The sequence below is a fragment of the Myxococcus stipitatus DSM 14675 genome, assembly GCF_000331735.1.
Classification (GTDB): Bacteria; Myxococcota; Myxococcia; order Myxococcales; family Myxococcaceae; genus Myxococcus; species Myxococcus stipitatus.
On the sequence record NC_020126.1, the window covers coordinates 7,692,875 to 7,713,906 of the forward strand.

The window sequence follows — 21,032 nt, forward strand, 5'->3', positions numbered from 1 at the left end:
GCCTTCAGGTTGTTCGCCGGGGACGTGAGGACCACGAGCGCACTGACACGAACGGCCTGCCTGGCAATACCCCCGAGGGGGGAGGGTCAATGCGTGACACGGAGTCGGCTCCGACCTTGCCCAGACAACCCAACCCGAGAGGTGTTTGAGTCACGAAGCCAATGCGCTACCGTGAAAGCTCCGCGGCGGTCTGCCGCGCCCGACCTGGGGGATGGAACGACATGGGGCTTGGTGAAGATTTGCGACTGCTCTCGGAGCAGGTGCGTAAGCGTCAGGCATTCATCAAGGGTGAGGAGGCCACGAAGCAAGCCCTCATCCTCCCATTCCTCCAGGCGCTGGGCTACGACATCTACGACCCGACGGAGACCCAGCCCGAGTACGTCGCGGACTTCGCCAAGAAGCGCGGCGGCGTCATGGAGAAGGTGGACTATGCCCTGCATCTGAAGGGGCAGCCCGCGCTCTTCATCGAATGCAAGGCCGCGGACGCCGCGCCGGAAGACCACGACGGACAGCTGGCTCGCTACTTCAATGCCACACTGTCGGTTCGCATCGGCATCGTGACGAACGGCACGCGCTATCGCTTCTTCACGGACCTGCAGTCTCCCAATGTGATGGATGCGGTGCCCTTCCTGGAGTTCAACATCCTTGGCTTCACCGACCGGGACGTCGAGCTGCTCCGCCCGTTCACCAAGGAGTTCTTCGACGCGACCTCCATCCAGGGGCATGCCGAGGAGATCATCTTCGTCGGAAAGGTGACCGCGCTCATCAACGAGCTGTTGCGCAATCCCTCGGAGAGTTTTGTCCGGTTCCTGCTCACGGAAGTCGAGCTGGTTTCGGGACGAGTCACTCGCAGCGTCGTCGAGCGATTCATCCCCATCGTCAAGAAGTCCATCCAGACGACGCTCCTGGACATGATGACGAAGTCGATTCAGCAGGAGATCGCCCAGCCCAACGCGCCGAACATCCCCGCGCCCCCAGCCGCGCCTCCGAGCCCCGCGGAGGCCCTCCAGCGTTCAGCCGAGGCAGGTGAATCGGCGTCCTTGATTGAGACCACCGCGCTCGAGCTGGAGATCTTCCGCATCGTCCAGAAGCAGTGCGCCGAGTCCGCGCTCAAGCAGACCCTTGGATACAAGGACTCGACGGCCTACTTCGCCATCAACCTGGGCAAGGTGACGTCCTGGTTCCTCCGGGCCTTCACCAACGGGAAGAAGAAATCGCTCGTCACCCGACTGCCCACGGAACAAGCCACGATGCTCGCCCCGGGGTTCGAGGTGGAAGCCGCACCTGACGGAATGGGCAAGAGCCGTATCTTCTTCAATGCCTCCAGCGACATCGAGAAGCTCAGGGCCTTGGTGCTCGTCGCCTACGAAGAGGAGGCGAAGCGGCAATCCAGTGGCACCGCCGAGGGCAGCGCGCCTTCCGAGAGCACGCCGACCGCCTGAGCCCCTCAGGAACCCGTACCAGCCATGTCCGCGGAAGCTCTTGAACGACTCGGATCGCTCGACGCTCTGGTCCACACCCTGAGCAGCTGCCGAAGGAAGATTGCGTTCCTGGTGGGCTCCCCGCTCTCCATGCCGGATACACCCGGAGCCCCCGGTGTCCCTGGCACGGCGGAGATGGTCCGACTCGCGCGGAAAGCCGCGGGACCCAGCGCGGAGCCGAAGTTCGACTCCGCGCTCGCAGACGCAGCGGGTCCCCAGCAGTACCAGCTCGCCATGAAGTTCCTTCGGGAGTGGCGGGACCAGGAAACCGTCAACACCGTCATCCGAGAGGCCGTGCTGCAGGCGAGACTCAGTGCACCGCCCTCCCCTCGTGGCGACCTCCAACAGCTCGAGAACGACCTCCCTGGCTGGTATCTCCCCGCCGCGACGCGAGACCTCGCGAAACTGGTCGTTTCGTGCCCCGAGCGGTTCGGCCCCATCCTGACGACCAACTTCGACCCGCTGCTCTCCATCGCCATCCGACAAGCAGGTGGAAGGGTCTCGCAGGTCGTTCTTCATGCGGATGGGCGCCTGGACCCGGTGCGGCCCGAGCCAGACGTCCAGAGCCTGGTCTACCTGCACGGGTACTGGAGGCAATCCGACACCCTCCACACCCCGATTCAGCTCACCCAGAGACGCCCGAACCTCGACGCATCCCTCCAGGCCCTGCTTCGTGAATACACCCTCGTGGTGGTGGGGTATGGAGGATGGGACGACATCATCGCCCAGACCTTGGAGAAGTGCGGATACGACACCCAGGCCCAGGTGGACGTCGTCTGGACATTCTATGAGTCGGATGCCGAGAAGATTCACGGGCAGAACAAGTCGCTCTTCGCGCGCATCGGCTCCATCGCGGGCCGCGGCTGGTTCCGTGCGTATGGAGGCATCAATTGCCACACGCTCTTCAAGGCAATCCACGCGGCCATCACTCCTGGGATAGCGGCTCCCGCGACTGCGTCAGCCCCGGTCATCCATGCGGAGATGACCCGCTCCAGCCCTCCTCCTCCCGCGAAGGAGCGCTCACCCACCGCGAGCACCACACCTGAGCCGCGAGTCCACGAGCCGCGTCCCTCGATGGAGCTCGCCCCCACAACACCCTCCCAAGCCAAGCACCCAAGCCGCATGCGACGGTTCGTGGGCATCCTCTTGTTGGGAACCGCCGGATACATGGGCCTGCGCGCCTTTGAATCGGCATCCCACCGGCCTGAGCCGACCGCGACGCCCCCCCCCGCATCGGAGCGAGGCAGGCCGCTTCGTGAACGGGACTCACGCGGGAGCAATCCCACCCCGCAGCCCGTACCGGATACGCAGCAGCCGGGGGGAACCCTCGCGCCACCGAGAGCCGTCCCCACCAGCGGCACCCTGGGTGTTCCGTCCCATCCGACCACCCTCGAGGCCCTGCGCAGTCAGAACCAGGTGAAGCCCCTCCCTCGGACTCACAAGGCGCAGCCCGCGCTCGAGATGCCCGAGGGGAGGTACGGCTTCGTCGCCGTAGAGGCGACCCACTTGCTGGATTCAGCAGAGGTCGCCGCGACCCCTGTCGCGGAAGCCTTCGAAATCCACCGCCTTCGAGGGGGCACGTTCATCCTCGTCGGATATGTCCAAGCCGCGAGTCGTAAAGCCTTCGAGCAGGGACGCGCCATGAACATCGTCCTGGCACCTCGCTCCGACTCCGAGCGAAGGCTGCTCGTCGACATCCCCTTTCACAGGATTGTCTCCCTGGGGCTGCGTTCGGACGACGACCGCCGGGTTCTCTTCGTCTCCCTCAGCGATGAGGCCCGCTGAGTCGTGCCCTCCGGCTCACTGCCCCTTCTTCGTTGAGCCTTTCACTCCCTTTCGCTCGGAAAGCGCATGCCCAGAATCCTTTTCCTGGCCGTTCTCTCAGTCGTGTTGCTCGGTGCCGACGAAGGTGGATGCGGAGACTCCTCCGCGCCACCTCCTCCCTTGGTGGAATGCACCCCGGAATCGTGCGCAGGCTGCTGCCAGGGGACCACCTGTATCCCTGGCAACACGACGAACGCCTGCGGAAACAGCGGCATCTACTGTTCCGCCTGCTTGGGGTTGACCACCTGCGATGTGGAGCGCAGAGCGTGCGCGCCGGATCTCGCCGCACGGGTGGCCATCCAGCCCGCACAGGCAACTCTCTCCACCCAAGACCCCAATGACAATCTGGACTGGGACGTGGATGGCTCGGCCCCGGATGTGGTCGTCGAGCTTCGATGTCCCACGCCCTCGGGGGAGCCCTTGGTCACGCGGACTCCCGAGGTCTCCAGCTGGACTCCACAGTGGACCGCTGGCGAGTGCGCTGCTCCCGCGGCACTTCTGCTCGCCCAGCCCATCGAGCTCAAGGTCCTCGATATCGACGCCCTCGTGGACGACGAGGTCGGAACCATCAAGCACCTGCTCACGCTGGAGGAGCTCACGGCAGGCAAGGTCGCGCTCTCCCTTCCCCCTGCGATCCCCTCCCTGACCGTGACGCTGACCCGAGCTCGCTAGGGGGCGCGCGCATGGGCTGCGCGTCGGCCACGCGATGCGGCAAGATGCGGACCTCGTCGCCTTGTGCGGGGTCCCTCGATGAAGCGTCTTCCCATGCGTCTCGCGCTGTTCCCGCTGTTGGCCACGCTGCTCACGGGAGGTGCGCGAGCGGCGGAGCTGACCGTGACCTCGCTCACCGTCATCCCCAAGCCGGAGACGGAACCCGGCTACCCGCAAGAGGCCATCCGGATGCCGTTCATCACCCACGGCAATCCGGACCTGGCCGCTCGCATCAACGACCGCCTGTTCATCAGTCGCTTCAAGGCGCGGGCCCCCGCCAAGGCCGAACCCCAACTGTCCGCTCCAGAGTTCGACCTGGCGGGACTGGCCCGCCAGACCTTCGCGGTGACACGCAACGACGCGCGGCTGCTCACGATTCGATTCGATGCCGAAGGCTGCGGCGCCTACTGCGAGACTTACAGCGTGGCCTACAGCTTCGACTTGCGCACAGGCCGACTCCTCACGTCCCAGGAGCTGTTCACCCCCGCCGGCGTCCGCACACTGACCCGCCGCATGCATCAAGAGAAGCAACGCCGCTATCGGGCGCAAATCGCACAGACAGAAAAGGAGCTGAAGGCCGCACGCAAGAAGAAGGCGGATGACGCGACGCTCGCAGACCTCGCAGAGCGCATCGACTTCAACCGCGAATGCCTGTCCCGACTCGAGGAGAATGAGGAAGAAACCCTCCGCTGGTCAGCCGTCCATGACCGCTGGGAATTCAAGAGCGGGAATGCCGTCTGGACCGATGACCGTTGCAGCAACCACGCCATGCGCGCGCTCGATGATGTCGGCCCCGTCAGCCTGACCCTGCCCTACCCCGCCCTCCGCCCGCATCTGACCGCGTACGGCAAGCGGATGCTCCTGGGTGAAGGACAGGCATCCTCGAGCGACGTCTTCGGGCAGGTGCTCCACGGCCTCATCGGCGAGTCGCCCATCGTCCTGGTGATGGAGAAGGCGGACGATGGCTCCGTGTCCGGCATGTACTTCGACAAGAACCATCTCAAGCCCCTCCTGCTGAGCGGACAAGTGACAGGCGGGAAGCTCGAGATGCAGGAGCTGGACGCGGACGGCAACCCGACCGCGAACGTGCGACTGGAGCTCGGCGACAAGCACCTCAGCGGTGACTGGGTGGGCAACACCCCCTTGCCGATGAAGCTGAGCGTTCCCTAGCACGCCATCGAATCGGCCTGACGCGGCGCTCCCTGTCAGGGCTCGCCGCCCCCCAGGGGACACCCCGCACCACAAGGCGCCTGGTTCCAGGTGAGGGTGAAGCCCCCGTCGTCGCACCGCTTGCACCCTTCCCCCTCACAGTGCTCGCAATCCAGCGGCTGGAGATCGTGCTTCTCCTTCAGGTGCTCCATCACCTGAAGCCCGATGGGCCTCGCCGGGTCCGCATCGTCGATGGAGTACGTCATCACGCCCCGCGAAGCGTCATCCTCCCGGGCACGCAGCGCGCGGAGCTTGTGAAGCCCAGTCCACACGACCACGACCACGGCCGCTCCCACCAGTATCACCAGGCGGAGCAGCCCCAGGTTGTCCCGCCAGAAGTCCACATCGAGGATGCCGCGCGCCTGCCCCACATCCCGCGCCTGGGCGACTCCCGCATGAAACAGCGCCCCCAGGACCACGCTCCCGCGTCCCCATCCACCCCCACATTGTCCCTGCTGTTCGCTCACTGCGTCCTCGGCTGTTCGTCGACGTCGCGCGACCCAGGGAGGTGGCCCGTCTCACGACGCGACGACATCCCCAGGGCGCATCTTCCCATGGCGCGTGTGACTAACAACCACAGATGCGACGTCGAGTCGTGGTGCAGGCTCCCGTCGCGTCGCAGCAGGTCGTGGTGAGGGTCTGGACCGTGTCGAGCGCTCCCAGCTCGCACCTGCCCACACGGCACTCGCCCCAGGTCTCCGTACAGGTCGCGGCGGCCTGGGACAACGACCCCTCCTGGACGTCCTCCGCAAGCGCCTCATCCTGCTCCATGGGCGCACCACCACAGCCAACGACAGACAGCGCCACCGCACACATCAGCCAACGCAGGTTCTTCATCGTATCCCCCAGACAGCCCGCGTCAGGGCGGGCTGTCAGACATTACGGGCCAGACGTCCAGGGATTGCAACACGGGGGCGGAAAGGCGCCCCCGCACGTCCGCGCCCAGCCCTTGTCAGTCGTCCTCGCATAATTGGCCCTCCCAATCAGGAGGTCCCATGTCGAGACGTTGTCGTTCGTGGTGGGTTCCACGCGTCGCCTTGCTGTGCTTCGCGGGAGTGGCGGCGACCGACTCGCTCGCAGTCGAGCGCCCCTCGCTGGTGAACACACGCATCCTCACGCCCTTCAGCGCCAACGGCCACGCCTCCACGGTCGACGGCCGCGTCTTCGTGGGCAACATCCGGGAGGACTCGGCGACGACGACCACGACGTGGGTCGCCAAGGCATTCCGCCCCGAAGCCGTGACGTATGACACGCAGGGCAAGCCCGACCTCTCCAGCGCGTTCTCGTACGGGCGCATCACCCAGGTGAGGAACGGAGAGAACGCGCTCGCGTTCTGCTTCACCCAACCCGCCGTGCCCTACCAGATGGTGGATGGGCTCGCGGTGTATCAGCCCTACATCGTCGACTCGCAGATGTTCAACGGGCCCAACGTGTTCCGCCGCCGCCCCGCGGACATCCGGGTGTCCCAGCCCTTCACCGCGCAGGCGGACGTGTCCTCGTTCACCACCGGCACCCTGGAGACGCTGATCACCGTCACCGGCGCGACCCTCCGGGGCATCGAGCCCACGATGACGTCCGATGGCCGGCTGCTCATCTTCCAGGGCGGCCCCTTCAACGACGGCGGCATCGACCACCTGATGTACTCGTACAACCCGACGCCGTGCGCCGCCTTCGGCTGGAGCAACCCGCGCCCCTTGTCGATGATGTACAACGACACGACCTCGGGAGTTCAGCGATACCCGCTGGCTCGCTGGGGTCTCAAGTCCGCCACCGGTGAGCTCTTCGGCGACACGACCTCCGGCGCCCTGCTCCGAGGCGCCTATCCCTGGGTGGACCACGAGGGACGCAACGTCACGTACATGGGGGTCCTCTACAAGGATGGGGCGCGCCGGGAGGCCGTGAGCCTGATTGGCGCGGACACGGGCTGGGCCGCGCACCACATCGATGGCGCCATCAACACGGGCCGACTGGATATCGCGCACCTCTTCTACTCGAGCCCCATGTGGAACTTCGAGCGGGAGCGCCCCCCGGAGCAGAACCTCCCGAACGGCACCGACAACAAGAGCCACTACCTGCCCGTCACCAAGTCCCACGACGTCCTCGCCCTCTTCGGCAGCAACACGTCGGACTACAACGAGGTCGACGTCGGCGAGCTGCGAGACCCCTTCCAACTGCTCAGCCTGCCCATGAACGAGCTGGTGACGCGCGCGGGCACCTACGACTTGACGCGCACCCCGGACTATTCGGGCTACTTCTACACGGGCACCCTCATCGGCACCGCGTTCACCTCCACGGGCAACTTCGTGACCCAGCCCAGCTCCGGCTCGCTGTGGCAGCCCCATGGCAAGGGCAAGGCGCTCATCCTCCCCGGCGGCGGGGCCCTGTCCGTGAATGTGACGGACGCCACTGGCACCGTGCGCGGCGTGGGCTCCGCCGTGCGAGGCTTCACCGTGCAGCTCGCCGTGAAGCCCGACGCGAACATCCACGCGGGCTGCACCACGGGCAATCCCTACCGCTACCTCCTCCACAAGGTCGGGGCGCTCGACCTCGTCTTCGAGGCCAACAACACGGTGCAGATGTCCTTCGTCATCAAGGGCACACGCGTGCGCCTGGGGCCCAGCCTCCCGCTCCCCCTCGATGAATGGACCCACCTGGCCTACACCTGGGACGGCGTCACCGGGGCCTTCCGGGAGTACATCAACGGGGTGCCCTCGAACCGCGCCCTCCCAGTGGCCCCGGGAACCTTCCGCATCGGCACGGGCCTGTTGTCCATTGGCGCGAGCAGCGTGCTGAACACCGAGTCCTGCCCCGCCAACGGCGAGGGCTCCTTCAAGGGCGCCATCGACGAGGTGCGCTTCTTCAACCACGCGCGCTCGGCCCGCTCCATCTGCATGATCTCCCACGGCGCGAACTGTCTGCGGGAGTCCATCCAGGAGACCCCCACGGAGGGACAGTTCGGGATGAGCCAGCAGGCATTCCAGTGCAACAGCTACTCGGCGCTGGGCTCGCGAGCGTGCTCCTCCGCCATGCACCGCGTCTGCGCGCAGCGGGGGGCCCATGACGCGCTGGCCTCCAGCACCAACATCCTCGAGACGATTCAGCAGCTCATCGGCGAACGGCCGCCCATCTCGCTCCTGGGAGCGCTCGCCGCCGCCACGCCCACCGACGTCAGCGTGGCGTGCGCCCCCATCCAGCACGAGAGCGTCCCGGTCACCTTCGAGGAGCTGGCGCGCCTGCACACGCTCTGCACCGATGACCGCGCCGCGCAGACCTTCGACTGCACCGCCGCCGCCCATCGCTGGTGCAACAAGCTGGGCTGGACGACGGGGCAGATCTTCGAGGTGACGTCACGCCCCTGGGTGGGGTGCTTCAACTCCGGCCTCGTCGTGGATGTCACCAAGGACCAGTTCGGCCCCGCGTCCAACTCCGGCGCGTTCATGTCCACCGACTCCAAGCTGGAAGTCAGCCAGTGGTGCCAGGCGCGAGGATACGGCGCGGGCGTGGTGCAGGAGCTGCGCTCGGGCTTTCTCGTGCAGACCCACTGCTTCCAGCCCGCGGTGACGGTGCCGTGGAAGATCAACCCCTGAAGGACGGCCCCCAAGCCCGGGCGGGCTCGTTCGGGCTCGGTGAGAACACCGACACCCGACCGTCCGGGCTGACCGCCACCCGGTAGCGCAGCGACATGGGGCCCACCTGGACCAGGCAGGTGGAGACGCGGTCATCCCCTCGCGTCTCCCGCTTCACCAGGACCAGGGGGCCCAACGGCCCCAGGCGACGGAGCAGGTCCTGATAGAACGGCACGGCCCGCGGGAAGAACCACGCGGGGACCATGATTGCAACGCAGCGCGCACGGGAACTCCAGAGGCCCGGACAAGGACTGTCCACGGGTCGCGCGCGGGCGACCACCGGCCTCCCCTCGCGGTAGAGAAGTCAGGGCCGGTCGTTGTCCTCTGAAGGGGTCTGATTGGACGCCCCGTTCGCGGCCCAGACGCGCTACCGACTGACTGCCGTTGCTTCGGCTGCGGCACCGACGAGGCTCGCGAACCTCGGCAGGAGCTCTGGAAAGTTCGCACCGGCGGCTTCCAGCACCGCGGACAGGGGATGCGTGCCGCGCATGAGCAGCGCGCTGTTGCTGCCCCTCCGCTTGTCCACGCCACGGTCCCACCACGCCACCACCGTCCAGCCGTCGAGGTGGTGCAGGCAGGCCCGCCCCTCCTGTTCGGTCCTGTCGCTCGGAGGAAACCGCCCATCGAGTCGAGGAGGGCGCAGGTCGGCCGGCAGCAATGCCGCCTGCCCGCCGAACCGGAGACGGCCGGGTGTCCAGAGCTCGTGCTCGGCGTCTCGCCAGCAGCCGTAGAAGAGGATTTCGTCGCGCACCGCGCACCAGCCTAACCGGCCTCGTTTGTTCGCTCCAGCTGACCGAGTCCGCGCGCCTTGTGTCTGGCAGCGGTCGCCCTCCGTCCCCGTGGCTCGATACACGTTTCAAGCAGCACACACATCACGTTTCAGCCCCTGGCCTCGGGACACGAGTTCCTCCCTACTGTCTCCAAGGTCCGCAATGAACAAGCCTGTGTGCGTGTTGCTGTCGCTCGCTGTCGCGGCCTGCAACAACGAGCCTCCGCCCGAGTTCCCCCAGACGCTGTACATCAACGCCAAGGTGTTCACCGCACGAGCCTCGGGTGGCTTCGCGCAGTCGCTCCTGGTCGAAGGGGGCAAGGTGCTCGCCATCGGCCCCCCCTTGGAGGTCGAGGCCGTCGCCCGTCCCGAAGCCACCCTCGTGGACCTGGGCGGCCGCACCGTGGTGCCGGGCCTGGTGGATGCCCACGCGCATGTGGCCGCGCTGGGACACCCGACGTGGTGGGTGAATGACCTGGTCTTCGTCCCAGGCCCCGGCCCGAGTGCGCAGGAGGTGGCTCGGCTCGTGAAGGCCCGGGCCGAGACCACGCTCATGGGCACCCCCATCATGGCCTTCGTGTCGACGGGGTACTTCGCCACCGCGGGTGACGACCCGCGCGCCCTCCTGGACGCGGCCACGTCGTCGCATCCGGTCCTGACCGTGGACTGGATGGGGCACGGCACCACGGCCAACTCCGCCCTGCTCGCGCGGGCCGGGTATGTGGACGGGATGCCCGACCCGTTCGGCGGCAGGCTGTCCCGCGACAGCAGCGGCAGGCTGACGGGCCATGCCCAGGGCCTCGCGAGAGTCACCCTGCTCCAGGCGCTCGCGGACCTCGTCCCGACTTCGGAGTACGCCGAAGCCTATGACTGGTACGCCGACTTCGCCCTCCGGTTCGGCTACACGGCGACCGTCGATCTCCCGTCCGTCCTGACCGAGGAGCGCACCGCCCAGGTCCACGCCGCGCAGGGGTCCCTCCATCAGTTCATTCCCGTGTGCCTCATCGACCAGGAAGGCGAGGTCTGCGCGCCAGGTCCAGACGGCGTGGTCCGACGCAAGGTGTTCCTGGATGGCAATCCGGTCGACTGCTCGACGTGGGTCTCCCTCCCGTATCTGGCGCCCCAGTCGTGCCCGGACGCGGGAGTCCCGTGGCTCGGGCAGCAGGGATTGACGAGGACCCAGCTCGACGCGGTGCTGGCGGACGTCATCACCCGAGGTGGCCAGCTCTTCGTCCACGCGCTGGGCGACTCGGCCGTGGAGTTGCTGTTGTCGAGACTGGAGACGTGGCCCCCCGAGACGTGGGGCGGGCGCGTGTCCTTGGAGCATGCGGACCTGATGAACCCGGGCCAGGTGGCGCGGGCGGGCGCGCTGGGCGTCGCGGTGGTGCAGACCCCTTCTCACTTCCCCGACTTCAAGACGCTGTTCCCCTTGAGGTTCACGCCCGAGCTGACGACCCATGCCCAACCCCTGCGCTCGCTCCTGAGTGCGGGCGTCCCGCTGGCCCTCGGCTCGGACAGCTTCGGCCTGCCCGCATCTCCGTGGACCGAGGTGATGCGCACCACCCAACTCCCGCTGCGCCCCGATGAAGCGCTGACGCGTGAGCAGGCCGTGACGGCGTGGACGAGGACCGCGGCCCAGGTCCGTGGGCTCCCAGGCGCGGGGGAGCTCGCGAAGGGCCACCCCGCGACGTTCGCGGTGTTGAACCAGGACGTGTTCACGGTGGCCCCCGAGGAGCTCCTGTTCACGCGGTCGGTGCTGACCGTGGTCGTCGGCCAGGTGGCCTGGAGTGACGGCTCCTTGCTGCCTGGGACTGGCGTGAGTCCGTGACAATGCAGACACGACTGGGGGCTTCGAAAGCCAAGCCCCCAATCGCTGTCCCGTTGGACTCTTCCGTCGATGATTGTGATTCGCTCAGGCCCGACTAGCCACAAAGGCCATTGCACCGGTATCCGCCCAGGAACCCGCACCCGCTTGCCTGCTGCCGGCAGGAATAAGCCCGGCAGGCAAAGCTCCCACAATACTGGCTCGACTGGCTGCACTCACACAGTGGCGCGAATGAACCCTCGGCGCCAGGCGCCTCGGGCGCCCCCAGCGTGGCCACGATGAGCCGCGCCTCATCCGGACTGAAAGCCTCCCCGACCGCCGCCTGTGCGCGCTGAAGCGCGGGCGACGCGCCCGTGGTGTAGAACTGAGGCTGGAGCGCCGCCAGCACCATCTCCAGCGCCGCGACCTGCCGCGCATTCATCCGCGGATGGCTCGCCATGTACTGGCGGATGTGCTCCTTCCAGAGCGAGACCTGCTGCTCTGGCGCCAGCGCCACCTGGATGGCTCGGCGGTACTCCGCGGGGAATCGGCTGACCTCATCCAAGGTGGTCGGGAGGCGGTCGGCATTCGCGTCGACCCAGGCCTGAATCCTTGCCTGGGCCTCGGAGCAGCTCTCCTCCGCTTGTGCGTGAGTCGGGAAGAACGCCATGAAAACACCCAGCGCCAAGGCGCCCAGAAGCGACTTTGTCCACATCGTCTTCAAGATTGGACTCCCATCAAGCGTGCGGCCAAATCCGCACACGAGACGTCTATCATTGCCATTTCGAAATCGACAGCCTTTCACCCAACCACAGACTCGACCTGCGCCGCGCCTGATTTCCAGACAACACATCGAACGACCGCTCTGACATTCTTTGGCGCCCCACCGCTCAAATCCATCCACAACGTGTGAGCGAACGGTCGAACCGCCTGCCATTGAGACAATCCCAGCACACTCCCTGCCCGTCTGGCGGCGGTCCCTCCTTCACGGACAGCGGGTCCACGCGATGCAGGCGTCCCCCGGTCATCCGGGTGGACCTCGTCGACCGAGCACGTGCGGACGGCCCTCCACGCCCCTTCGACGCACGGGGTGCTCGCCGCCGTCAGGGAAGCACGCCCCTGCGCACCAGCTCGCGGAAGTAGCGCGCCGCCGGGTCCACGTGGGTGCGCTCGTGCCAGCACATGGAGATCTTGACGGAGCGCGCGGGATACGGCGCGTCGACGGGCTGCACCGCGAGACGAGCCCCCTGCTCCTTCACGAGTGACTCGGGCAGCGTGGCGACCAACTCCGTCGCCGCCACGACCGCCGCCGCCGCCGTGAAGGACGGCACCGTCATCACGACCTCTCGCGGAATGCCCGCGCGCGCATAGGCCGCCGCGATGGCGTCCCGGAAGCTCTTGCCCGGCACCATGTCCACGCGGACGTGCTGAAGCCCTCCCAACGCTCGCGCCGACAGCCGCTTGCCCAGCGCCGGGTGCCCTCGACGCGCCACGAGCACCGTCCGCTCCGACAACAGCGGCTCGAAGTGCAGGCCCGCCCCCTCTCCCGCGAGCCCCAGGTGCAAGTCCACCTGCCCCGACCCCAGGTCCCCCAACGACACGAGCGAATCGATGCCCACCACCGACAGCCGCGCGTTCGGCAGCTCCTCGCGCATCAGCGCCGCGATGCGGGGCACCCACGTGAGCTGCCCCGCATCCGACACCGCCAGGGTGAAGGTCTGCTGGCACCGCAGCGTCTCGAACGGGACCTCGTGGAGCGCCAGCTCCATCTCCCTCAGCCCTCTTGCAATCGCGGGCGCCAGCGCGAGCGCCCTCGGCGTGGGGACGATGCCCCGCCCCTTGCGCGTCACGAGCGGGTCCCCGAGCAATGCGCGGAGCCGGGCCAGGCTGTTGCTGATGGCCGACGGCGTGACGTGGAGCCGCTCGGACGCGCGGACCACGCTGCGCTCGGCGAGCACCGTGTGGAGGACCAGGAGGAGGTTGAGGTCGATGGCCCCTATCTGAATGCTCATTCCCCGTGAGGTTACTGCTCACGAACCATCACTGCCAGGAACGTCTCACCGGCCGCATATTGGGCACATGAACAAGCTGCTTGGCACTCTCCTCACCGGCGCGCTCGTCGCGTGCCACTCCACTCCACCCGCGCTCCCCTCCCGCCCGTCCATGCCCTCCATCCACCAGGTCCCCGTCCTCGATTCCTTCATCTCCTACCGTGAGGAGGGCACCGGCTCGCCCATCGTGTTCCTCCACGGCAACCCCACGTCCTCGTACGTGTGGCGCAACGTGATGCCCCAACTCGCCGACCGGGGCCGCGCCCTCGCGCCCGACCTCATCGGGATGGGGCACTCGGGCAAGCCCGACAGCGCCTATCGCTTCGCGGACCACGCGCGCTACCTGGACGCCTGGTTCGATGCGCTCCAACTGCGCGACGTCGTGCTCGTCGGCTACGACTGGGGGGGCGTGCTCGCCCTGGACTGGGCCGCTCGACACCCGGACCGCGTGCGCGGCGTCGTGGTCTTCGAGACCTTCCTCCGCCCCACGTTCTGGCGCGACTCGACGCCCGAGGGCGAGAAGCTGTTCCGCGCCCTGCGCACGCCCGGCGTCGGCGAGAAGATGGTGCTCGAGCAGAACGAGTTCCTCGCGCGCTCCCTCACCCATGGCGTCAAGACGGGCCTGAGCGAGAGCGCCCGCGAGGCCTACTACGCCCCCTTCCCCGACGCCGCGTCCCGGCGCCCCATGCTCCAGTGGCCGCGGGAGATTCCCATCGACGGCCACCCCGCGGACGTGGTCGCCATCGTCGAGCGCAACAGCGCCTGGCTCGCCCAGCCCTCCTCCAAGCCCGCGCTCCTGCTGACGTTCGGAGACGGCGGCCTCAGTTCGCCCAAGACGCTCGAGTGGGTCCGCACCACCCTCCCGCGCCTCGACATCGTCCCGCTCCCCCCGGCTGGACACCATGCGCCGGAGGACGCGCCGGATGACATCGCCCGCGCGCTCCGAAGCTGGCTCGACCGCCAGGGCTGGTGAGCCTCCATCGAGACATGGGTCCTCCGCGCGGAGGACCCGCTCGCACGCCAGCGTCTCGAGCGCGGGCGTGCCCAGGCTGCTCCAGCGCGGTGAGCGCGCGCACACCTCGAAGCGCTCCCGCCCGCAGGACCGGAGGGGACACGTCACACGCGGACGTCAGACCCACCCCTCACGATGGCCCACGCTGTCTCACTTGTTTCACGGCCATCACCTAGGAGCACCGGTGTTCTCGACACGCCTGGCGCGCTGTCTCCAAGCCTGCCTCTTCCTCGTCCTCTGGGCGAACTGCGGTGACGCGGTTCCTCCCGCCTCCCCGCCCGACTCCCCTCCCGCGGCCACTTCACGGGCCCTGGAGGAGGAGACCCCGGTCCCGCCTCGCTTCGTGCCCGGACGGGTCATCGTGAAGTTCCTCCCCGCGGGCCCGAAGCAGGCGGCGGTCACCACCCTGTCGCTCCAAGGACAGACCTTCCAGAAGGCGGATGCCCTGCCGCAGGGCGCCGAGCTCTGGACGCTCGTGACGGAGTCGGGCCAGAAGAGCCTCTCCGTCTCCCAGCAGGAGCAAGCCACCACGGCCGCCGTGGAGGCGCTTCGCCAGCGCGCCGACGTCGAGTACGCCCACCTGGACGTGTACTTCGACTACTTCGCCGCGCCCGTGGATGAGCACTACCTCCTCCAATGGCACTACCCCGCCATCCAGCTTCCCCTGGCGTGGCAGACCGTCACGGGCAACGTGAGCATCGCCGTCCTGGACTCCGGGCGGGTGGAGCACCCGGACATGGCCGGCCGCTGGGGGCCCGGCCATGACTTCGGCTACGAGACAGTCGGCGCCTCGGACCCGGACCCGACCACGGATGGCCGGTATCACCACGGGCTGCACGTGGCGGGAATCCTCGGCGCGAAGTGGGACACCGCGGGCATCGCGGGCATCTGCCGGGACTGCCCCATCCTTCCGGTGAAAATCTCCTCCACCGACAACCGCCCCATCCTGAGCAACGTGGCGAAGGCCATCGACTGGTCCGTGAACCACGGCGCGCGGGTCATCAACATGAGCTTCGGCACCCTCGCCCCCTACGAGGAGCCCTGCTCCATGTACCCGTTGATCCAAGCCGCCATCACCCGCGCCATCAACTCCGGCGTCGTCGTGGTCACCGCGGCGGGCAACGACAACCGAGACCCCAGCGTGGTGACTCCCGCGTCCTGCGAGGGCGTCATCAACGTGGGCGCCACCCAGCGCAACGGGCAGCGCGCCCTCTACAGCAACGGGGGTCCGCTGGTGACGCTCTCCGCGCCCGGCGGTGGCCCGGACATCTTCGGCAATGGCCTGGGCTGTCACGACCCGAACGGGCTCACCCCCTACAACGGGACGGGAGGCGCCGTGTCCACCTGGGCCATCTCCAAGCCCGGCCCCCAGCTGAGCGGCTCCGACTACTGCTACCGCTACCTGTCCGGTACCTCCATGGCCGCGCCCCACGTCTCCGGCGTGGCCGCGCTCATCCTGAGTCAGCGCCCCCACTGGAGCGTCGCGCAGGTGAAGGAGCGGCTCCTCCAATCCGTGAACTCCATCCCCGGGTGCCCGACGAACGTGTGTGGCGCCGGAATGGTGGATGCCTCCAAGGCCATCATCACGAACATGAACCTGGCGACCCCTTCGTGCAGCGTGGACGCGAACACGGCCACCTTCACCTGCACCAACGCGCCCGCCACTGGAGGTGTCGCGCCCATCCAGCACACGTGGACCGTCCTGGAGAACGCCACCCTCACCTCGAGCACCGCCACCTCGGCCCAGGGCACCTGCACGCGGGGCACGGAGGCCCGGCTGCTCCTCACGGCCATGGACGCCGAGCAGACCGGCCTGAGCCATGAGCGGGGCTTCCGCTGCCCGCCCCCCTTCCTCGACGCCGCGTTCGCGAACCAGCACGTCCCCGGGAGCCTGCCGCCCGAGAGCACGTACAGCGTCAGCGTGACGATGACGAACACGGGGGCGGAGACCTGGACCGCCGCGGGAGGGTTCAAGCTGGCGGCCGTGGCGCCGGAGGGCAACACCCTGTTCTGGGGGGTCGAGCGCGTGGAGCTGTCCGCCTCGGACAGCATCGCCCCCGGCCAGAGCAAGGTGTTCATGTTCAACATCAACAGCCCGTTCGCGCTCGGCCCCCAGCCCTTCCAGTGGCGGATGATGAAGGAAGGCCAGGGCCTGTTCGGCGCGCCGTCGCCGCGCACGGACATCGGTGTCTGGGCGCCGGCCTGGAACGCGGCGGTCGTCCGCCAGACGGTGCCCACGTCGGTGCCGATGGGCCACTCCTTCGAGGTCTCCATCACGATGCGCAACACGGGCACCGAGACCTGGACCCCCGCCAGCTACGCCCGGCTGGGTTCCCAGAATCCCGAGAACAACACCCTCTGGGGCGTCAACGCGCTCACCCTCCCCATCGGCGCCTCCGTGCCTCGGGGGCAGGAGTTCACCTTCACCGCCACGCTCACCGCGCCCGGCACGCCGGGCCTCTACAACTTCCGGTGGCGGATGCGGACCCTGAACACCACCACCTGGGAGTGGTTCGGCTTTGGAGGCTTCACGGAGAACGTCCCCATCACCGTGACGCTGCCGCCGAGGGACGCGGTCTTCGTCAGCCAGTCGGGCCCCGCCATCGTGATGGTGGGAAGCCCCTTCGTCTACCACGTCACCATGAAGAACACGGGCACGCAGACCTGGCGCGCCAGTGAGGGCATCTCGCTCTACACCGGGAGCAGCGCGTGGAACTTCGCCCGAGGATATCTGGCTCCAGGCGAGGAGGTCGCGCCCGGCCAGCAGAAGACGTTCGCGGTGACGGTCACCCCCGCCCACTTCCCGGGCCCCCAGCCCATGCAGTGGATGATGTGGCACAACGCGACGGGCCCCTTCGGGCAGCGCTCGACGGTCACCACGCTCGACGTCCTCCCCCAAGCCAAGGTCGCCTTCGTCCGCCAGACGGTGCCCGCCTTCGTGACGCCGGGGCAGAGCTTCCCCGTCACCATCACGGTGAAGAACTCGGGCGACGCGGCCTGGGGCGGCACTCCGGGCTATCAGCTCGCGCCCGTCCCGGCCCTCCAGGGGCACAACTGGGGTCACACGTCCGTGCCCATGGAGCCCGGTGAGGTGGTGGCGCCCGGCGCCGAGAAGACGTTCTCGTTCACCGCCGTCGCGCCGATGACCCAGGGCCCTCACGCCTTCCAGTGGCGGATGCGGGTCCAGGTCTCGCCAGGGGCCTTCCTCGACTTCGGGGACGCCACCTCTCGCGTGGACCTCCTCGTCGCGGGCCCCTGCTACTGCCCGCCTGGAGAGGTCTGCCCCGACGTCGTGTGCAACCCGGACTCATAGGCACGCCCCGGGAGTCCCAGCGATTGCGGTGACGTCCGTGGCGAGGGCTGTAATCCGCATCGCCACAGACGCCCCCGTTTGTAACGGGCGGTGCCACAGCGCTTCCGGCCTTTGCCCGGAAAACCTCGTTGGCACGCCCACTGCTCTGTGCGGGCCGCCGGTTCCGCATCCCCGCCGGCGTCACCCCAGAGCAGGAGCTCACATGTCGCAGGGTTATTTCCGCCGCCGCCTCACCCAGGCGCTGGTGCTGGTGGGAGCGCTGGGCGCTTCCTCCGCCGTCGCGGTCGTGCAGGACGCGAGCGGCGCTCGCAACCACGATGCCCGCATCGCCCGCAACCTCGGCATGAAGAAGGCGCTGAGCGCGGTGCAGAAGGACCGGGAGGCCACGCTGCGCCGCCACGTGCCGGAGCTGCGCGTGGAGACGGACGCCTCCACGGGCCTGGTCCGCTCGCTCGTCAACCCGGTGGGCGCGCTCACGGCGCCCAGCAGCGGAGACGCGCTCGCCATCGGCTTCTCCTTCCTCCAGGCGCAGCGGGAGCTTTTGGGCCTGGAGCTGACGGACCTGGCGAACCTGGAGGTCACCGACCGCGTCTACTCGCGGCAGAGCGGGGTCACCCACCTGTACCTGCGCCAGACGCACCAGGGCCTTCCGCTCTACAACGGCCAGCTGCAAGTCAACGTGGACGGCAAGGGCCGCGTGCTCAGCGTGCACAGCGACTTCATGCCCTCGCTGGCGCGCACCGTCGCCAGCATCCAGCCGCGCCTGGACGCCGCCGCCGCCGTCTCCGGCGCCGCGCGCCACCTGGGCCTCAAGCCGCTGACGGCGCCCCGCGCGCTGGAGAAGGACTCCGGCCCGCGCCAGCAGACCCGCGTCGAGCAGTCCGGCGTGTCCCTGGAGCCCATCGACGCGAAGCTCGCCCTGCTGCCCGTCTCCCCGGGCGACGTCCGGCTGGTGTGGAACTTCCAGGTCCACATGCCGGACCAGGAGCACGTCTATGACATGACGGTGGACGCCACCACGGGCGAGGTCTGGACGCGCTTCGACTGGGTCGCCTCGGATGCCTACTCCGTGTACCGGCGCCCCATCGAGAGCCCCAACCACACCACGCCCCTGCCGCCGATGGACGCGCGGGTGAGCGTGCTCAACCCCGCCAACCTGACGGCGTCGCCCTACGCCTGGCACGACACGAACGGCGCCACCGGGGCCGAGTACACCATCCACCGGGGCAACAACGTCCACGCGTACGAGGACTCGGACGCCAACAACCTGCCGCCGACGACGGAGCCCAGCTGCGGCACGTCCCTCACCTGCAGCTACCTGCTGAACCTGGCCAACGCGCCCAGCACGTACCGCGACGCGGCCGTCACGAACCTCTTCTACTGGAACAACATCATCCACGACATCCAGTACCAGTACGGCTTCGACGAGGCGGGCGGCAACTTCCAGGTCAACAACTACGGCAACCCCGGCCTGGGCAACGACGACGTGCGCGCCGAGGCGCAGGACGGCACGAGCGTCAACAACGCCAACTTCTACACGCCGCCTGATGGCCAGCGTCCGCGCATGCAGATGTACCGGTGGACCACCACCGTCCCCAACCGCGACGGTGACCTGGACAGCGGCATCATCGTCCACGAGGCCGGGCACGGCATCTCCAACCGCCTGGTCGGCGGCCCCAGCAACGTCTCCTGCCTCAACAACAACCAGGCGCCGGGCGAGGGCATCAGCGACCTTCTGTCGCTCATCTACACCGCGAAGGCCACGGACACCGGCCCCCAGGGGCGCGGCATGGGCACGTACGCGCTGGGCCAGCCCACGACGGGCCTGGGCATCCGCGGGCAGCGCTACAGCACCAGCCAGACGGTCAACACGTGGACGTACGCGAGCATCAACGGCATGGCCGTCCCCCACGGCGTGGGCTCCGTGTTCGCGCAGGGCATGTGGGAGGCGTACTGGGCGCTGGTGGACCGCTGGGGCTTCGACAGCAACCTCTACAACGCGATGGGCAGCGCGGGTAACCAGCGCATGCTGCTGTACCTAACGGAGGGCCTGAAGAACACGCCGTGCAGCCCGACCTTCACGCAGGTGCGCGACGGCATCATCACCGCGGCGACGACGCTGCACGGCGGCCAGGATGTCTGCCGGCTGTGGACGGCGTTCGCCGGCTTCGGCCTGGGCAGTGACGCGGTGTCCGGCACGTCGAACAGCACCACGCCCACCAACGGCTTCGCGGTGCCCGCCGCCTGCCGCACGGACGTGTGGGGCAAGGACAAGCCGTGGGACACCGGCAACGAGCCGGACGCGGCCACCGCGGGCAACGGCATGTGGGAGAGCGAGGACATCTGGGTCCGCAACTCGACCAGCAACGGGCCGCACGAGAACCCGGAGTTCGGTCAGACGAACTACGTGCACGTGAAGGTGCGCAACCGCAGCGCGGTGGACGCGCACAACGTGGTGGTGAAGGTGTACGGCACCAACGCGGCCACCAGCACCTCGTGGCCGGCGGGCTGGACGGAGATTGGCCAGACGACGCTGGTGCACCTGGCCAGCGGAGCGGATGACGAAATCGTCGTGCAGTGGAACCCGCCCGTCCAGGGCCACTACTGCCTGCTGGCGCGGCTGGTGACGCCCGCGGACCCGATGACCTTCGTCGAGATTGGCAACCCGGACTACAACACGCGGCAGAACAACAACATCATCTGGCGCAACACCAACGTGGTGAACATGGTGCCGTTCGGCTTCTCCAACGCCACGTTCATCCTGCGCAACACCCTGCGCGAGGAGCGCATGTTCAACGTGCGCTTCCGCGAGCTGACGGTCGACGCGAAGCGGCCGTTCATCCAGCGCGGCGCCATCGTGGTGGACCTGGGCCAGGAGCTGACGGCGCTGTGGCAGGCCGCGGGCGGCAAGGCCGAGGGCATCGAGCGCGTCGGTGAGACGCAGTTCCGCGTCGCCGACCCGACCCGCGCGATGTTCAACATCCCGCTGAAGCCGCTTCAGGAGTTCAACGTGGGCCTGGAGTTCAAGGACAACGACTTCACGGGCAAGCAGACGGAGGACTTCGTCCAGTACGACTTCGCGGCCGTGCTGGAGGACCCGTCCGCCGAGGGGAAGACCCAGGCCATCGGCGGCGTGACGTACTACCTGCGCGTCGCGCAGCCGTAGGCCCCGCACCCGGGACGTGAGCGAGGCCGGGTGGAGGCGTCGAGGCCACCCGGCTTCACACGGAGG

15 protein-coding genes are annotated in these 21,032 nt (G+C 68.1%); 9 read left to right on the forward strand and 6 right to left on the reverse strand.

Features of this window, described 5'->3' with window-relative positions; translation table 11 throughout:
- The first annotated feature begins 221 nt into the window (after positions 1 to 221).
- From MYSTI_RS29625 to MYSTI_RS29640, 4 genes are all read left to right on the forward strand, one after another.
- Complete coding sequence (locus MYSTI_RS29625) at positions 222 to 1,442, forward strand: type I restriction endonuclease (protein ID WP_015351498.1); 1,221 nt, start codon at positions 222 to 224, stop codon at positions 1,440 to 1,442.
- Positions 1,443 to 1,553: 111 nt separating this feature from the next.
- Positions 1,554 to 3,266, forward strand: coding sequence for an SIR2 family protein (locus tag MYSTI_RS29630; protein ID WP_169558676.1), 1,713 nt, complete (start codon positions 1,554 to 1,556; stop codon positions 3,264 to 3,266).
- 396 nt (positions 3,267 to 3,662) lie between these two features.
- Entirely contained in the window at positions 3,663 to 3,977 is a 315-nt protein-coding gene (locus MYSTI_RS29635) for a hypothetical protein (RefSeq protein WP_144370179.1), read from the forward strand.
- A gap of 93 nt (positions 3,978 to 4,070) precedes the next feature.
- Positions 4,071 to 5,186: a hypothetical protein gene (locus MYSTI_RS29640; protein ID WP_015351501.1), complete on the forward strand. Its 1,116-nt coding sequence runs from the start codon at positions 4,071 to 4,073 to the stop codon at positions 5,184 to 5,186.
- 35 nt (positions 5,187 to 5,221) lie between these two features.
- Here the strand turns inward: MYSTI_RS29640 and MYSTI_RS29645 are convergent, their stop codons facing one another.
- Together MYSTI_RS29645 and MYSTI_RS29650 are read right to left on the reverse strand one after the other, a co-directional pair.
- On the reverse strand, positions 5,222 to 5,644 hold the full coding sequence (locus MYSTI_RS29645) for a hypothetical protein (protein WP_015351502.1): 423 nt from the start codon (positions 5,642 to 5,644) through the stop codon (positions 5,222 to 5,224).
- 148 nt (positions 5,645 to 5,792) lie between these two features.
- The gene (locus MYSTI_RS29650) at positions 5,793 to 6,062 is read right to left on the reverse strand and encodes a hypothetical protein (RefSeq protein WP_144370181.1); all 270 of its coding nucleotides are present in this window, start codon (positions 6,060 to 6,062) and stop codon (positions 5,793 to 5,795) included.
- A gap of 158 nt (positions 6,063 to 6,220) precedes the next feature.
- On the opposite strand from MYSTI_RS29650, the gene MYSTI_RS29655 reads away from it, so the two are divergent.
- Positions 6,221 to 8,812 carry a LamG domain-containing protein gene (locus MYSTI_RS29655; RefSeq protein WP_015351503.1) on the forward strand — a complete coding sequence of 864 codons (2,592 nt, stop codon included), beginning with the start codon at positions 6,221 to 6,223 and terminating at the stop codon, positions 8,810 to 8,812.
- Here MYSTI_RS29655 and MYSTI_RS29660 read toward each other — a convergent pair.
- The gene (locus MYSTI_RS29660; protein ID WP_044281580.1) at positions 8,802 to 9,056 is read right to left on the reverse strand and encodes a hypothetical protein; all 255 of its coding nucleotides are present in this window, start codon (positions 9,054 to 9,056) and stop codon (positions 8,802 to 8,804) included. The genes MYSTI_RS29655 and MYSTI_RS29660 overlap by 11 nt on opposite strands.
- Positions 9,057 to 9,218: 162 nt before the next feature.
- Positions 9,219 to 9,602, reverse strand: coding sequence for a hypothetical protein (locus MYSTI_RS29665; RefSeq protein WP_015351504.1), 384 nt, complete (start codon positions 9,600 to 9,602; stop codon positions 9,219 to 9,221).
- A gap of 181 nt (positions 9,603 to 9,783) precedes the next feature.
- Between MYSTI_RS29665 and MYSTI_RS29670 the strand changes: the two genes are divergently transcribed.
- Positions 9,784 to 11,448 carry an amidohydrolase gene (locus MYSTI_RS29670; protein ID WP_015351505.1) on the forward strand — a complete coding sequence of 555 codons (1,665 nt, stop codon included), beginning with the start codon at positions 9,784 to 9,786 and terminating at the stop codon, positions 11,446 to 11,448.
- Positions 11,449 to 11,542: 94 nt separating this feature from the next.
- On the opposite strand, the gene MYSTI_RS29675 is transcribed toward MYSTI_RS29670, so the two are convergent.
- Positions 11,543 to 12,094, reverse strand: a complete 552-nt coding sequence (locus MYSTI_RS29675; protein ID WP_144370182.1) for a bacteriocin fulvocin C-related protein — start codon at positions 12,092 to 12,094, stop codon at positions 11,543 to 11,545.
- 433 nt (positions 12,095 to 12,527) lie between these two features.
- Positions 12,528 to 13,436: a LysR family transcriptional regulator gene (locus MYSTI_RS29680; RefSeq protein WP_015351507.1), complete on the reverse strand. Its 909-nt coding sequence runs from the start codon at positions 13,434 to 13,436 to the stop codon at positions 12,528 to 12,530.
- A 67-nt stretch (positions 13,437 to 13,503) separates the two neighbouring features.
- Between MYSTI_RS29680 and MYSTI_RS29685 the strand changes: the two genes are divergently transcribed.
- From MYSTI_RS29685 to MYSTI_RS29695, 3 genes are all read left to right on the forward strand, one after another.
- Entirely contained in the window at positions 13,504 to 14,448 is a 945-nt protein-coding gene (locus tag MYSTI_RS29685) for a haloalkane dehalogenase (protein WP_015351508.1), read from the forward strand.
- 223 nt (positions 14,449 to 14,671) lie between these two features.
- Positions 14,672 to 17,800 (forward strand): S8 family serine peptidase, encoded by a 3,129-nt coding sequence (locus MYSTI_RS29690; RefSeq protein ID WP_015351509.1) that lies wholly within the window; start codon positions 14,672 to 14,674, stop codon positions 17,798 to 17,800.
- A 202-nt stretch (positions 17,801 to 18,002) separates the two neighbouring features.
- Positions 18,003 to 20,966, forward strand: a complete 2,964-nt coding sequence (locus MYSTI_RS29695; protein ID WP_015351510.1) for a M36 family metallopeptidase — start codon at positions 18,003 to 18,005, stop codon at positions 20,964 to 20,966.
- The last annotated feature ends 66 nt before the right edge of the window (positions 20,967 to 21,032 follow it).